16 protein-coding genes are annotated in these 13506 nt (G+C 74.8%); 9 read left to right on the top strand and 7 right to left on the bottom strand.

The genetic code is table 11. From position 1 onward, the window contains the following. Positions 1-6 precede the first annotated feature (6 nt). Together ABZ459_RS38755 and ABZ459_RS38750 are read left to right on the top strand one after the other, a co-directional pair. Positions 7-633, top strand: a complete 627-nt coding sequence (locus ABZ459_RS38755) for a PAS domain-containing protein (RefSeq protein WP_357981531.1) — start codon at positions 7-9, stop codon at positions 631-633. Beyond that, the gene (locus tag ABZ459_RS38750; RefSeq protein ID WP_357981528.1) at positions 630-1760 is read left to right on the top strand and encodes a pyridoxal phosphate-dependent aminotransferase; all 1131 of its coding nucleotides are present in this window, start codon (positions 630-632) and stop codon (positions 1758-1760) included. Before ABZ459_RS38755 ends, ABZ459_RS38750 begins: the two co-directional genes overlap by 4 nt. On the opposite strand, the gene ABZ459_RS38745 is transcribed toward ABZ459_RS38750, so the two are convergent. The 4 genes from ABZ459_RS38745 to ABZ459_RS38730 all read right to left on the bottom strand — a co-directional run bounded on the left by ABZ459_RS38745 (position 1747) and on the right by ABZ459_RS38730 (position 4335). Then, on the bottom strand, positions 1747-2556 hold the full coding sequence (locus ABZ459_RS38745) for a TetR/AcrR family transcriptional regulator C-terminal domain-containing protein (protein WP_357981525.1): 810 nt from the start codon (positions 2554-2556) through the stop codon (positions 1747-1749). The genes ABZ459_RS38750 and ABZ459_RS38745 overlap by 14 nt on opposite strands. A 132-nt stretch (positions 2557-2688) precedes the next feature. Further along, positions 2689-3039 (bottom strand): hypothetical protein, encoded by a 351-nt coding sequence (locus ABZ459_RS38740; RefSeq protein WP_357981522.1) that lies wholly within the window; start codon positions 3037-3039, stop codon positions 2689-2691. 219 nt (positions 3040-3258) lie between these two features. Further along, a complete protein-coding gene (locus tag ABZ459_RS38735) occupies positions 3259-3894 on the bottom strand; it encodes a GNAT family N-acetyltransferase (RefSeq protein WP_357981519.1) in 636 nt (211 codons plus the stop codon). A gap of 51 nt (positions 3895-3945) precedes the next feature. After that, positions 3946-4335 (bottom strand): MerR family transcriptional regulator, encoded by a 390-nt coding sequence (locus ABZ459_RS38730; RefSeq protein ID WP_357981516.1) that lies wholly within the window; start codon positions 4333-4335, stop codon positions 3946-3948. A gap of 55 nt (positions 4336-4390) precedes the next feature. Here ABZ459_RS38730 and ABZ459_RS38725 point away from each other — a divergent pair, with 55 nt between their 5' ends. Continuing rightward, the gene (locus ABZ459_RS38725; RefSeq protein WP_357981513.1) at positions 4391-5650 is read left to right on the top strand and encodes an MFS transporter; all 1260 of its coding nucleotides are present in this window, start codon (positions 4391-4393) and stop codon (positions 5648-5650) included. On the opposite strand, the gene ABZ459_RS38720 is transcribed toward ABZ459_RS38725, so the two are convergent. After that, positions 5574-7025, bottom strand: coding sequence for an LLM class flavin-dependent oxidoreductase (locus ABZ459_RS38720; protein ID WP_357981510.1), 1452 nt, complete (start codon positions 7023-7025; stop codon positions 5574-5576). The genes ABZ459_RS38725 and ABZ459_RS38720 overlap by 77 nt on opposite strands. Before the next feature lie 78 nt (positions 7026-7103). Between ABZ459_RS38720 and ABZ459_RS38715 the strand changes: the two genes are divergently transcribed. After that, positions 7104-7574 carry a MarR family transcriptional regulator gene (locus ABZ459_RS38715; protein WP_357981507.1) on the top strand — a complete coding sequence of 157 codons (471 nt, stop codon included), beginning with the start codon at positions 7104-7106 and terminating at the stop codon, positions 7572-7574. Between the two features lie 33 nt (positions 7575-7607). Here ABZ459_RS38715 and ABZ459_RS38710 read toward each other — a convergent pair whose 3' ends face one another. Both ABZ459_RS38710 and ABZ459_RS38705 read right to left on the bottom strand, forming a co-directional pair. Continuing rightward, a complete protein-coding gene (locus tag ABZ459_RS38710; protein ID WP_357981504.1) occupies positions 7608-8453 on the bottom strand; it encodes an alpha/beta fold hydrolase in 846 nt (281 codons plus the stop codon). Positions 8454-8512: 59 nt separating this feature from the next. Next, complete coding sequence (locus ABZ459_RS38705; protein WP_357981501.1) at positions 8513-9472, bottom strand: DsbA family protein; 960 nt, start codon at positions 9470-9472, stop codon at positions 8513-8515. Positions 9473-9529: 57 nt separating this feature from the next. Here ABZ459_RS38705 and ABZ459_RS38700 point away from each other — a divergent pair, with 57 nt between their 5' ends. The 5 genes from ABZ459_RS38700 to ABZ459_RS38680 all read left to right on the top strand — a co-directional run bounded on the left by ABZ459_RS38700 (position 9530) and on the right by ABZ459_RS38680 (position 13476). After that, positions 9530-10093: a TetR/AcrR family transcriptional regulator gene (locus ABZ459_RS38700; protein WP_357981497.1), complete on the top strand. Its 564-nt coding sequence runs from the start codon at positions 9530-9532 to the stop codon at positions 10091-10093. Positions 10094-10278: 185 nt separating this feature from the next. Next, a complete protein-coding gene (locus ABZ459_RS38695) occupies positions 10279-11253 on the top strand; it encodes a small ribosomal subunit Rsm22 family protein (RefSeq protein WP_357981495.1) in 975 nt (324 codons plus the stop codon). A gap of 14 nt (positions 11254-11267) precedes the next feature. Further along, positions 11268-12035 (top strand): GNAT family N-acetyltransferase, encoded by a 768-nt coding sequence (locus tag ABZ459_RS38690; protein WP_357981493.1) that lies wholly within the window; start codon positions 11268-11270, stop codon positions 12033-12035. 44 nt (positions 12036-12079) lie between these two features. Continuing rightward, positions 12080-12967, top strand: a complete 888-nt coding sequence (locus tag ABZ459_RS38685; RefSeq protein WP_357981491.1) for a pentapeptide repeat-containing protein — start codon at positions 12080-12082, stop codon at positions 12965-12967. Positions 12968-12996: 29 nt separating this feature from the next. Then, a complete protein-coding gene (locus tag ABZ459_RS38680) occupies positions 12997-13476 on the top strand; it encodes an Rrf2 family transcriptional regulator (protein ID WP_357981488.1) in 480 nt (159 codons plus the stop codon). The last annotated feature ends 30 nt before the right edge of the window (positions 13477-13506 follow it).

The raw sequence follows: 13506 nt of genomic DNA, 5'->3' as shown, positions 1-13506 counted from the left end.
CGGGGCGTGACGGAGACGGATGACCGCGTGCGGCTGTGGTCGCCGGTGTGCGAGGCGGTGGCCGCGCTGCTGGCCCCGTACGCCGAGGTGGTCCTGCACGACGTCCGCGGCGACCAGGTCCTGGGCGTGTGGAACCCGATGTCCGGGCGCGGCCCCGGCGCCCCGTCGCTGCTCGGCGAGCTCGACCGGCTCGACCCCTCGCCCAACGGCGTCTACGGCCCCTACGAGAAGCTGCTGGCCGACGGGCGGCGGCTGTCGTCGGTGAGCGCCGTGCTGCGCGACTCCGGCGGCGAGCCGTCCGCCGTGCTCTGCGTGAACCTCGACCGCACCCCCTTGGAGCAGGCCGCGGCGCTGCTGGCCGCGTTCGCCGCGCCGTCGGTGCCCCGTCCCGAGGCGCTGTTCGAGCAGGACTGGACCGAGCGCGTGCAGCAGATCGTCGGCGCCTACGTCCGCGAGCACGGCCGGCCGGTGGAGCGGCTGACCCGCGAGGACCGCCTCGCCGTGCTGGCCGAGCTGGACCAGGCCGGGATCTTCACCGTCCGGCGGGCGCCGTCCGTCGTCGCGGGGGCGTTGCGAACTTCCCGCTCCACCCTCTACGCCCTGCTCGCCGAGCTCAGGAGGAGCCGACCGTGACCCCGCTTCCCGACTTCCGGCTGGAGGTCTACTTCTCCCGCTGGGAGTTCACCGCCCGCCACCACCTGGCCGCCTCCGACGCGCAGACCATGACCATGGCCGAGCTGCTCGCCCTGGCCGGCGACGACGACAGGCACGCCTGGGAGACGCTCTCCCTCGGCTACACCGAGACCTTCGGCGACCCGGGGCTGCGCCAGGCGGTCGCGGACACCTACGAGCACGTCGGCGCGGACGACGTGCTCGTCTTCGCGGGCGCCCAGGAAGCCCTGTACCTGGCCATGCAGGTGCTGCTCGGCCCCGGCGACCACGCCGTGGTGGTCACGCCCTGCTACCAGTCCGCCGAGACGGTGCCGATGGCGTTGTGCGAGGTCACCGGCGTCGCGCTCGACCCCGCCCGCGACTGGGCGCTCGACCTGGACGCCGTGGAGGCCGCGATCCGGCCGAACACCCGCGTGGTTTCGGTCAACTTCCCCAACAACCCGACGGGCAAGGTCATCGGCGCGGCCGACCTCGCCCGGCTGGCCGCGCTGTGCGAGGAGCGCGGCATCCACCTGTTCAGCGACGAGGTCTACCGCGGCCTGGAGCTCGACCCCGCCCGTACGCTGCCGCAGGCCGCCGACCTGTCGCCGGCGGCGCTCTCGCTGAACGTCACCTCCAAGTCCCTCGGCATGCCCGGCCTGCGCATCGGCTGGATCGCCTGCCGCGACCGCGAGCTGCGCGCCCGCCTCGAACGCGCCAAGCACTACACGACCATCTGCAACTCCGCGCCCAGCGAGATCCTCGCCCGCATCGCGATCAGGGCACGGGACCGCATCCTGGAGCGCAACCGCGGGATCATCGCCGCCAACCTGCCGCGCTTCGAGGCGTTCTTCGGCGAGTTCGGCGACCTGTTCGAGTGGCGGGCGCCGGACGGCGGCTGCGTCACGTTCCCCCGCTATCTGGGCCCGGACGGCGTCGAGGCGTTCTGCGCCGAGCTGGTCGAACGGGCCGGCGTGCTGCTGCTCCCCGCGGGCGTCTACCGCTCGGAGCTCACGCCCACGCCGGACGACCGGTTCCGCCTCGGCGTGGGCCGCGCCGACCCCGAGCCGGGCCTGGAAGCCTGGGCGTCCTTCCTCAAGGGGCGCTGACCGGCCCGGCGTGCGGATCAGTCCGCTCGACGGCGGCCTGCACGCCGTCGAGCAGCACGGTGAGCCCGACCGTGAACGCCTCGTTTACCTGGTGCTCCAGGTATGGCTCGCCCTCGCCGGGGACATGGGCCTCGCTCTCGACCCAGGCCACCATGGGGAAGCGGGCCGCGAAGCCCGGCGCGACCTCCTCCAGCAGGTGGGAACGGGTGTGCCACCACTCCTCGTCCGACACGCCGGTGGCCGACGGGGCCTGCCGGGACTCGGCGACCGTCCGGGCCGCGCCGCGGACGAAGTCGAACAGCAGCGACACCACGCCGCGCAGCGCGGGCGGGCGCAGGCCGGTCTCGCGCAGGATCGCGACCAGGCTCTCCAGCAGCGCGAACTCGTTGGGGCCCAGCACCGGCCTGGCCTGCGACACCTGGAGCACCCAGGGGTGGCGCTGGTAGAACTCCCACAGGTGCCCGGCCCACGCGGTGACCGCCGGCCGCCAGCCGCCGGCCAGGTCGTAGGCGGTGGGCAGCTCGCCCAGGGCCTTGTCGTACATGAGGTCCACCAGCTCGCCCTTGCTGGGGACGTAGGTGTAGAGGGCCATGCCGGTGCGGCCCAGCCGTTCGCCGACCTTGCGCATGGACAGCGCGGCCATGCCCTCGGCATCGGCGACGGCGATGGCGGCGTCGACGATCAGGTCCACGCTCAGGCCCGGCTTGGGGCCGGGACGCGACTCGCCCGGCTCCTCGGTCCGCCACAGCAACGCCATCGAACGGCGCGCGTCCCCCTGCCCGGCGAAGACGACCACGGTACGACTCTCCTCTGCCCCGGAACTCTTTACGGCAGAAGATATCAGCGCTCCGAGTGGTAGGGCGGGGGCGTGCGTCGATCCCGGCGCTCCGCGGGGGCGCCGGGATCGAGGTGGGTGAGGACGTCGGCCCTAGCCGCCGACCCCCACGCCCGCGCCGGGGCCGTAGCCGTGACCGATCCAGTTGCCGTTGCCGCTGCCCGGCCAGTTGTGGCGGCCGTGGTCGTGCTTCCAACCCCAGTCGTCGTCGGAGTCGTGCCCGTGCTCGCCGCCCTTGCAGGCGTCGGCGTCACGGGTGCCGGCGAACCGGCCGTACTTCGTGACGTGGTGGTACGTGGAGTCGTCGTTCGTTCCGAGGCTGCAGTTGTCCGGGTGCCAGTGCCTCTCGTCGGACCAGGCGTCCGCGGCGGCCACGCCGGCCATGCTGAACACCGCGGCCGCGACGAGCAGTGCACCGCCGGCGGCGATGAGGTTACCTCTCATGAGCTCCCCCTGTAATCACGAAGTGACATCGGCCATCACTATACGTAGCGATCTTGGACGCCCTCCGCAGCGCCACACCCGGTTTCCCCCAACAGCGGGCCCCCTACCAGCAAACTCCCGGACACCCGCCACCCCGGCCTGGCAAGGGCACACGGGCCTTCCGCGCCCCGTTCCGGAGCCCCGCCGACGGGCGGACCCCGGACGCAGGACGCCTGCGGATCATCGGTTCTCCGGAACGAACAGCACCTCGGCCCCCATCGGCAGATAGCCGGCGGCGAGGAAGGCCCGTACGCTCGCCGCGTTGCCCGGCGCGATCTGCGCCCACAGCGGGCCGGGCGTCAGGTGCCTGGCCGCCGCGGCCAGCGCCCTGCCGAGCCCGCGCCCGCGGTGCTCGGGCTCCACCTCGACGGCCGCCTCCCAGCGGCCCGCCACGCCGCGGCCCAGCGTGACCAGGCCGGCGCCGTCGCCGGTGACCCACACGCGCACGGCGTCCCGGTAGCGGCGGGCCCGGACGACGCGCGGATGGTCGCCGGCGGTGAGCTCCGCCAGCGGGAGCGGGGGCGGCCCGGGGGCGGGGGCGGCCAGCGCGAGCAGGTCGAGGTTGCCGGTCCGCCTGCCGGTCGCGGCCTCCATCGCCGTCAGGAACGCCGGCATGAGCGGTGCCGACAGGTCGCCGGCGGGCAGCAGCGCGTGCACCCGAGCCGGGTCGACGTCGGCGAAGACCACCGTGTGGGCGGTGAAGGCGATGATCCCCGCGTCGCGCTCCGACGGCTGGGGGAGGACGGTCACGCTGCCGTCGGGGGCGGGCGGGCGGCCCGCCGCCGCGTCCGAGAGAAGGTCGGCCAAGGTCTCCATGCCCTCATTCCAGCAGACCGAGTTCCAGCAGGCCGGATTCCAGCGGAACGATCAGGCCGAGGGGACGCCCCCGTCGGCGGCGGACCGTACGGCGACCAGGTAGGCGTGGATGGCGTCCCGGTTGCGGGCCAGGCAGTCGATGCGCTGCTGGATGCGGCCCGCCTCCGCCCGCAGCAGCTCGGCCAGTTCGGGCGTCAGGCACTCCGGATGCAGGTGGATCTCGTCCGGCCTGGTCAGGAACGGCAGGATACGGCGGATGATCTCCGTGGTGAGCCCGGAGTCGAGCAGGCCGCGGATCTGCTGGACCCGGTACACCGCGGACTCGGGATAGTCCCGGTAGCCGTTGACGGCGCGGTCGGGGTGCAGCAGGTCCTGCTCCTCGTAGTAGCGGAGCATGCGCGTCGGCACGCCCGTACGCTGGGACAACTGTCCGATCTTCATGCTTTCCTCGGGAGATTTGCCTTCACACTGATGTGAAGGTTTCAGCATAGGCGGCATGTCTCCTGCGAAACTCCCGTGGGCGGGGCTGCTCGCGCTGTTCACGGCGGCGTTCACGGCCGTCATGACCGAACTCCTCCCGGCGGGCCTGCTGCCGCAGCTCGCCGTCGCCCTCGGCGTGCCGGAGGGAACGGCCGGGTTCCTGGTGACCGCCTACGCGGTCGCCTCCTTCCTGGCCGCGATCCCGCTGACCGCGTTGCTGCGCGGACTGCCCAGGCGGCAGGTGCTGGTGGCCGCGCTGCTCGGGTTCGCGCTGCTCAACGCGGTCACGGCGGTGTCGTCGTCGTACGCGGTGACGTTCGCGGCGCGGGTGGGCGCGGGGGCGATGGGCGGCGTCCTGTGGGCCATGCTCGTCGGGTACGCCGCCCGCATGGTCCCCGCCGAGCGCCGCGGGAGGGCCATCGCGATCGTCTCGGCCGGGATCACGGTGGCGCTGTGCGCCGGCATCCCGGCGGGGACGCAGCTCGCGGCGGCCGTCGGATGGCGGGCGGCGTTCGGGTCGCTGTCGGCGGTGGCGGTGATTCTGGTGGGCTGGGTCCTGTGGAAGGTGCCGCCCTTCCCCGGCGAGCCGGCGGCACGGCGGGTGCCGTTGCGGCGGGTCGCGGTCGTCCCTGGCGTCAGGACCGTGTTGTCGGTGACGGCGCTGGTGCTGCTGGGGCACCAGGCGATGTACACGTACCTGGCGCTGTTCGCGGAGCGGGCGGGGTTCGACCGGCCGGGGACCGTGCTGCTGGTGTTCGGCGTGGCCACGGTGGCGGGCATCTGGGTGGTCGGCGCGGTGATCGACCGGCGCCCGCGGGCGACCCTGCTCGCGGTGCTGGCCGCGGTGGCCGCGTCCATGACGGCCCTCGGCCTGTACGCCGGGTCCGCCGGGGTGCTGCTGGGCGCGGTCGCGTTGTGGGGCGCGGCGTTCGGGGGAGCGCCGACGCTGCTGCAGACCGCGCTGGTCACGGCCTCGGGCCCGGAGAACGCCGACGTGGCCACGTCGATGCAGACCACCGTCTACAACGCGGGCATCGCGGCCGGGTCGCTCGCCGGAGGGCTGGTGCTGGAGGGCGCGGGGGCGGGCGCGCTGCCGTGGACCGCCCTCCCGGTGGCGGTCGCCGCCCTCGCGGTCGTGGCCGCCGCCCGCCGGCACGCCTTCCCGGCCCCCCGCCATCCCGTTGCCGGAAGCCGTGCCGTCAGAAGCCGTGCCTCGACAGCGGCGGCACCAGCTCCCGCTCCTCGTACGACAGGTGGGACAGCAGCGCGTCGCTGAGCAGGTCGACGGCGGCCCGCAGGTCGCCCAGGCCGCCGGGCTCGCCGACGAAGGCGACCAGCGTCCGGTCCACCCGTTCGATGATCTTGTGGATCGCCTCGTGCTCCTCCTGCAGCCGGTCCAGGACGGGCGCGAGCCCCGGTTCGGCGCGGCGCAGCTTCGGGAAGACCATGCTGTCCTCGCCGGTGTGGTGCATGGTGACCAGCCTGCAGTACGACTCGCAGTACGCCCCCAGCGTCCAGTTGTTCTGCCGCATCGTCATGGTCGCGATCTGCGAACGGGCCGCCCCCGCGTCGATCGTGCCCGCGGCCACCTGCTCGACGAGGTCGCGGAGCTGGGCCAGCTCGGCGCGCAGGTGGTCGTGCACGTCCACGAGGTGCTGCCCGGCGGCCTGCTCCGCCGGGGTGTACCGGCGGCCGGGGTCGGGGTCGGGCGCGGTGGGCCTGGTGGCCTCGTCCCAGACCTGGATCGCGGCGCGCGTTCCGGTGGCGGGCTCCGGTTCCGGTGAGTGCCCGCGTCCGGCGGCGACCAGCTCCCGTACGGCCGGGGCGGTCTCGGCGGCGAAGCGCTCGATCTCCCGCGGATCGCCGGACATGAGGATGAAGACGCTCACCCCGTGGACGAGCGCGAGCTCGGCGAGCTGCGCGGCGGGCAGCGGGCCGCCCAGGTTGAGCAGCCGCCGCACGTCGGACGGCGACCGCCCGGCCTCCAGCGCGGCCTCGTCGATGACGGCGTTGCCCTCGCCGAGGGCGGCGACGTCCTGGAAGCAGGGGAGCGAGGGCAGCCAGCCGTCGGCCAGCCGCCCGGTGAGCCGGAGCATGCGCGGCTTGTAGGCCCCGAGCCAGATCCCGATGTCGTGGGCCGGTCGCGGGCCGCGCTTGAGCCCGTCCACCCGGTAGTGCTCGCCGCGGTGGTGGACGCCGCCGCGCGTGCCGGTGTCCCAGACCGCGCGGATGATCCCGATGCCCTCCTCCAGCGCGGCCACGGCCTCGGACGGGGTGTGCCGGGGGCCGCCCATGGCCTCGATGGCGTCCCGGTAGCCGCCCGCGCCGAGCGCCAGCTCGAACCGGCCGTGGCTGAGCAGGTCGAGGCTGGCCGCCGCCTGGGCGAGCACGGCCGGCGGGCGCAGCGGCAGCGGGTGCACGTTGCCGGCCAGCCGGATGCGCTCGGTGCGCGCGGCGACGAAGCTGAGCAGCGTCCAGGTGTCGAGGAGGGCGGGCTGGTAGGGGTGGTCCTGGAAGGTCACCAGGTCCAGCCCGGCGCGCTCGGCGAGCTGGGCGAGGGCCACGACCTCGTCCGCCTGCCCGGCGGCCGGGACGAGGTTGGCGCTGAACTGCAGGTCGTGACCGTAGTCGGGCATGAGGGGCTCACCCATTGGTTGGTTGTGCGAACTGTTGGTGTCGCGAAGTAAATTTAGTTCGTGTCGCCAACTACTGTCAATTACACTGGTCGCATGGTCGCCACCGAAGCCCCGGGTCTGAGCCTCACCGAGGCGCTCGTCCGCCTGGCGCACCTGGTCGAGCAGGTCTACGGCGAGGTCAGCAGGGAGCACGACCTGACCCCGCAGCAGGCCCAGCTCCTGTGCCTGCTGGTCGGCGGGCCCATCGGGATGACCGGGCTGACCCGGGCGCTGCGTCTGGAGAAGTCGAGCCTGACCGGGCTCGTCGACCGCGCCGAGAAGCGCGGGCTGGTGGCCCGGGTGCGCGACGCGCGTGACCGCCGCGCCTGTCTGATCGAGCTGACCCCGGCGGGCGCGGAGATCGCGGTGCGCGCCCACGACGGGGTGGCGGCCCGCCTGGAGACGCTGGCCGCCGGCCTGCCCGCGCGCCACCGCGACCTGCTGGCCGCGGCCATCGGGGAGATCCTGGCCGAGGACACCGCCCGTACCGGCCGCACCTGGGGCCGCCTGGAGCCCGGCCGCTGAACGGCCGCTGAACGGTCGCTGGTCGCGGGAGCGTCAGGGGCGGGGGAAGACCTCCGCGAGGAACGACGTCAACGCCGCCGTCACCTCTTCGGGGCGTTCGAGGGGCGCCAGGTGGCCGGTCTCGGGCAGGTCGAGGCGGCGCGCGCCCGGAATGCCCGCCGTCAGGATGTCCGACACCTCCTGGATGCCCGGCACGTCCGACAAGCCGTTGATCACCAGCGTGGGCGCGGCGACCTCGCGCAGCCGCCCGACGGCCGGCGGGGACAGGAACCGCTCCGACGACCTGGGCCCGGTCCAGGACCGCTGGAACACCAGGGCGCACATCTCCACCGCCGCCTCCCACACCGGGCCGGGCAGCGCGTCGCGGCTCCGGCCTGGCCCGGCGACCTGCCAGGCCGTGTGGGCCTCCGCCATCGCCCGCACGTCACGCGGATCGACGCCGGTCGCCCCGCCCTCGCGGTAGCGGGCCAGCCGGTCGGCGGGCACCGAGGTGTGCACGCGTTCGCGGGCCTGCGCCAGCATCTCCGCCGGCCACCGGTGGCCGGCCAGGCCGGAACCGATCAACGCCAGGGCCGCCACCCGGCCGGGCGCGGCCAGGGCGACCTCCACGGCGTACGCGCCGCCCATCGAGCAGCCGACCAGCGCCGCCCGCCCGACCTCCAGCGTGTCCATCAGCTCCAGCAGGTCTTCGTGGTGGCACACCTCGCCCTCGGCGTCACCGGACCCGCCGTGGCCGCGCCGGTCGTAGCGGATCACCCGATGACGCCGCGACAGCGCCGCGAACTGGTGCTCCCACATGCGCCGATCGGCCACCCCGGCATGGACCAGCACGACGGCGTCGCCCGACGCGGGCCCGGCCTGGTCATAGGCGATCCTCATCCCCGCAACCTACTCCCGCGGGGGTGCGGGAGCGGGTCGCGTTCGCCACGGGCTCAGCGTCAGGCGTAGTCGGGGGTCATGACCGCGGCCAGGGTCAGGTGGGGGGCGGCCTGCTCAGGGTGGCCCTGGCGGTGCAGGGTACGGCCGAGGAGGTGGCGGGCGTAGGAGTCGTCGGGCGCCTCGGCGACCAGGCTCTCCAGGGCCGTACGCGCCCGGCCGAGCTGGGCCGAGGCGAAGTACGCGCGGGCCGCCAGCAGCCGCACCCCGCGATCCGCGCCGTGCTCGTCGAGCAGCGGGCGCAGCAGCGTGAGCGCGCCGAGCGGGTCGCGCTGGTCGAGCAGCGACTCGGCGTGGCGCAGGCGCTCCACCTCGGCGGGCAGCCGCCGGACCGGGTGACCGGCGGCGTCGGCCAGGAAGTCCCTGATCACGTCCGGCGGCTGGGCGCCGGCCAGGGCGCGGCCGCCCGCCACGATGGTCGGCGACGTGCGCACGCCCTTGGCCTTGCCCGTGAGCAGCAGCTCGCGCACCAGGTCGGCGCCCCAGCCGTCCCACGGCACCCCGGTGTCGGCGGCGATCGCCGACAACACGGCCGGGTCGCCGATGTCGAGGGTCTCGACGAAGTGTGCCGACAACACCCGCTCGACCACGGCCGACTGCAGCGCCGCGCCGCCCGTCTCGTACGCCACGGCGATCAGCCGGTGCGCCTCCAGCGTGTTGGGCCGCCAGGCCGCGCCCCACTGCTGCCCGAGCCCTTCGTCGGCGGCGAGGCCGGCCACCCGCACCCGGTTCTCGGCCGGGGACAGGCCGGGCGAGCAGACCTGGAGCGCCTCCTCGACCATGGGGTCGCTCAGCACCTCCGCCAGCGGCTCGGCCTTGGCCGGCGCCGACGGATCGATCTGGAACGGCCGCCAGACCACCTCGACCGGCTCACCCGCCCAGGAGGCGAGGGCCTTCTCCAGCCGCCGCTTCCCGATGTGGGCCCATCCGCAGACCATGTCCGCCCAGACTTCGATTCGCATGACCGGCAATCTATGCGACAACTGTCGATTAGTCAACAGGTGTCGTATAGTGGCGGCGTGAACCCGGATGATCCGCGCGCGCGGCGTACGCGCGCCCGTCTCAAGGCCGCCGTGCTGGAGCTGGCCGCCCGGCAGGAGCTGGGCAGCATCACCATGTCGGCGCTGGCCCAGCACGCCGAGGTCAACCGCGCCACCATCTACCTGCACTATCCGGACGTCGACGCGCTGGTCACCGACGCCATGGAGGACGCCGTCACCGCCGTGGCGCGGGCGGCGGCCCTGTGTCCGCTCGACGCCCCCCGCGACCGGCCGCCGGCCCCGCTGGCGGAGCTGTTCGACCACGTGGCCGCCAACGCCACCCTGTACGAGCGCATGCTGGGCGGCCAGGGCAGCGCCCGCTTCGCCGCCCGGATGCGCGAGCGGCTCACCGAGGAGCTGACCGGCCGCTTCGCCGCGGGCAGCCGCCCGGCGGGGTTCGCGGACGTGCCCGCCGACGTGCACGCCGCCTTCTTGGCCGGGGCGCTCATCGGCGTGATCACGCACTGGGTGTGCGGCGGCCGCCGTGACGCCGCCGCGGCCCAGTCGTTCTGGCGCCTGTTCCGGCCCCCGGCCCCCGGCTGAGCTCCGATGCCGCCGCGGGCCGCACTCTGGAAACACCGGTGCAGCTCTGAGCTCCGATGCCGCCGCGGCCCGCCCGCTTGGTACGCTGCGTCGCGACATCGCCGGACAGGTCAGAGGCGTCGTTCCTCGCCTGGCAGCGGTCGCCCGCCCCGTCCCCGACCCCGACCGACCGCCAGGACCACACGATGACCATGCTTCCCGACGAGCTCAGGACCGCCCTGGACTCGGCCCTGGCCCGCTTCGCGCCGCACGACCTGTCCCGCGCGACGGAACAGCTCACCGAGCGCTACCGCACCGGCCCGTCCGCCGCCGCGCCGCACCTGCGCACCCCGGCCGACATCGCGGCCTACGCCGCCTACCGCATGCCCGCCACGTACGCCGCCGCGGGCACGGCCATGCGCATGGCCGCCGCGATGACCCCCGGCTTCGCGCCGCGGACCCAGCTCGACGTGGGCGGCGGCACCGGCGCGGCGGTCTGGGCGGCCGGGCCGGTCTGGCCCTCGCTGGAGCGGGTCACCGTCGTCGAGCACGACCCCCAGATCATCGAGCTCGGCCGGCGGCTGGCCAGGACCGCGCCCGTACGCGACGTCACCTGGCGGCGCGCCTCGATCGACCCGGGGCTCGACCGGCCCGCCGCCGACCTGGTCACCATGTCGTACGCCCTCAACGAGCTGCCCGCGCAGCGCCACGCCGACGTCGTGCGCTGGCTGGCCGCGGACGCGACGATGGTGATCGTCATCGAGCCCGGCACCCCCGCCGGCTACGCCAACATCGTCACCGCCCGCGAGGCGCTGACCGGGTGCGGCCTGACCGTCGTCGCCCCCTGCCCGCACGACGGCCCCTGCCCGATCCAGCCGGGCCGCGACTGGTGCCACTTCTCCGTACGCCTGCCGCGCACCACCCTGCACCGCCGCGTCAAGTCCGGCACGCTCGGCTTCGAGGACGAGAAGTTCTCCTACGTGGCCGCCGTGCGGGGGCAGTGGCCGCGGGCGGCGGCACGCGTCCTGCGCCACCCGCAGAAGCGCAAGGGCCTGGTGTCGCTGCGGCTGTGCACCGCCGACGAGGGCGTGCACGACGTGGTCGTCTCCAAGCGGCAGGGCGAGCTGTACCGGCTGGCCCGGGACGTCGACTGGGGCGACGACTGGCCGGGCGCCGAGTGACCAGGCCCGGCGGGATGGATCATGACGAGGTGCTGGCGCTGTTCGACCGGCAGATGCGGCGGGAGGCGCGCCCCGACGGGCCGGACGTCAGGGTCGAGCGGGACGCCGACGTCGTCCGCCAGGTCGGCCCCGCGCACGCGTGGAACGGCGTCCTGTGGTCCGGCCTCGACGAGGAGGGCGCCGACGCGGCCGTCGCCCGCCAGGTGCGCTTCTTCGGCGACCTCGGCCTGGGCTTCGAGTGGAAGCTGTACGCCCACGACCGGCCGGCCGACCTGGCCGACCGGCTCCTGGCCGCCGGGTTCGCCGCCGAACCCGCCGAGACCGTGATGGTCGCCCGGGTCGCCGACCTCGACACCGAGGTGGCGCCGCCCGACGGCGTGAGTCTGGTGCCGGTCACCGACGCGGCGGGCGTGCGGTCGCTGGTCGAGGTGCACGAGCAGGCCTTCGGCACCGGCGGCCGCCGGCTGCGCGACCATCTGCTGGCCCGCCTGGCCGACGACACCGTCGTCCCCGTCCTCGCGGTGGCCGGCGGGCGGGCGGTCAGCGCGGCCCGGCTCGACCTGTCCCCGGGCACGAGCTTCGCCGGGTTGTGGGGCGGCGGCACCGTGCCGGAGTGGCGGGGGCGCGGGCTCTACCGGGCGCTGGTCGCCTGGCGGGCCCGGCGGGCCGCCGCGCGTGGCTACGACTATCTCCAGGTCGACGCCTCCGGCCAGAGCCGGCCGATCCTGCTCGGGCTCGGGTTCGTCCCGCTGACCACGACCACGCCGTACGTGCGGCCCTGACCCCGCCGGTACCCTGGGCACACCCCGTCGTGACAAGGAGAGCGTTGCCCGAGAGGACCCCGCGCGAGCTCGGCCTGCTGGCCGACTGCGAGAGCTGTTTCGGCCTGTGCTGCGTGGCCCTGCCGTTCGCCGCCTCCGCCGACTTCGCCGTCGCCAAAGACGCCGGCCGCCCCTGCGTCAACTTGCGCGACGACTTCCGCTGCGGCATCCACGCCGAGCTCCGGCAGCGCGGCTTCCCCGGCTGCACCGTCTTCGACTGCTTCGGCGCCGGGCAGAAGGTCTCCCAGGTCACCTTCGAGGGCCGCGACTGGCGCGCCGCGCCCGAGACGTCCGGGCAGATGTTCGCCGTGTTCCCGGTCATGCGGCAGCTCCACGAGCTGCTGTGGTACCTCGCCGAGGCGCTGACCCTCGACGCCGCCGCGGAGATCGCCCCCGAGCTGCGGGCGGCGTACGAGGCGACCGAGCGCCTGACCCGGGAGAGCCCCGGCGTCCTGGAGCGGCTCGACGTGGCCGCCTGCCGGGCGGAGGTCAACACGCTGCTGCTGCGTACGAGCGAGCTGGTCAGGGCCGGTCGGCGGGGCAGGGAGCACCGCGGCGCCGACCTGATCGGCGCCAACCTCAAGGGCGCCGACCTGCGCGCGGCCAACCTGCGCGGCGCCTACCTCATCGGCGCGAACCTGCGCGGGGCCGACCTGCGCCTGGCCGACCTGATCGGCGCCGACCTGCGGGGCGCCGACCTGTCCGGGGCCGACCTCACCGGCTGCGTCTTCCTCACCCAGGCCCAGGTCAACGCCGCCAAGGGCACCCCCGCCACGAAACTGCCCGCCGCCCTGACCCGCCCCGCCCACTGGACGGCCGGCGCCGCCGAACCGGAGCCGCGCGCCCGGCGCGGCAGGGCCGGACCCCGTGGCAGGCAGGGCCGCCGCGGCTGACCTGAAAGGGACATGTAGTATCCCCTTTCATGCGCATGGGTGAAGGCGTCGAGTGGGGGCTCCACTGCTGCCTGGTGCTGGCGTGGCTGGAGGACGAGGCCCCGCTGCCCACCGGACGGCTGGCGGCGCTGTTCGAGCTGCCGCCCGTCTACCTCAAGAAGCGGCTCCAGGCGCTGGTCCGCGCGGGCATCCTGACCTCGGTGCCGGGCGCGCAGGGCGGGTTCAGGCTGGCCAGGCCGCCCGCCCGGATCACGCTCATGGACGTCGTCGCCGCCGTCGAGGGCCCGGACGAGGCGTTCCGGTGCACCGAGATCCGGCAGCGCGGCGCGGGGGCCGAGGCGCCCGCCCGCGAGTTCGCGCACCCGTGCGGGGTCGCGGCGGCCATGCGCCGGGCCGAGCTGGCCTGGCGGCGCGAGCTGGCCGCCCAGACGGTCGCCGACCTCATGGACGCGGCTCCGGCGAACGCCCCCGACCGCGCGCGCCGCCACTACGAACGCCTTCGCGGCTGAACTCGACCCCGCCCGCCGGGCGCACACTTG

Source organism: Nonomuraea sp. NPDC005692, from assembly GCF_040631115.1.
GTDB lineage: Bacteria > Actinomycetota > Actinomycetes > Streptosporangiales > Streptosporangiaceae > Nonomuraea.
Note: the sequence above shows the minus strand (reverse complement) of the source record. Positions and strands in the feature narration are given on the sequence as shown.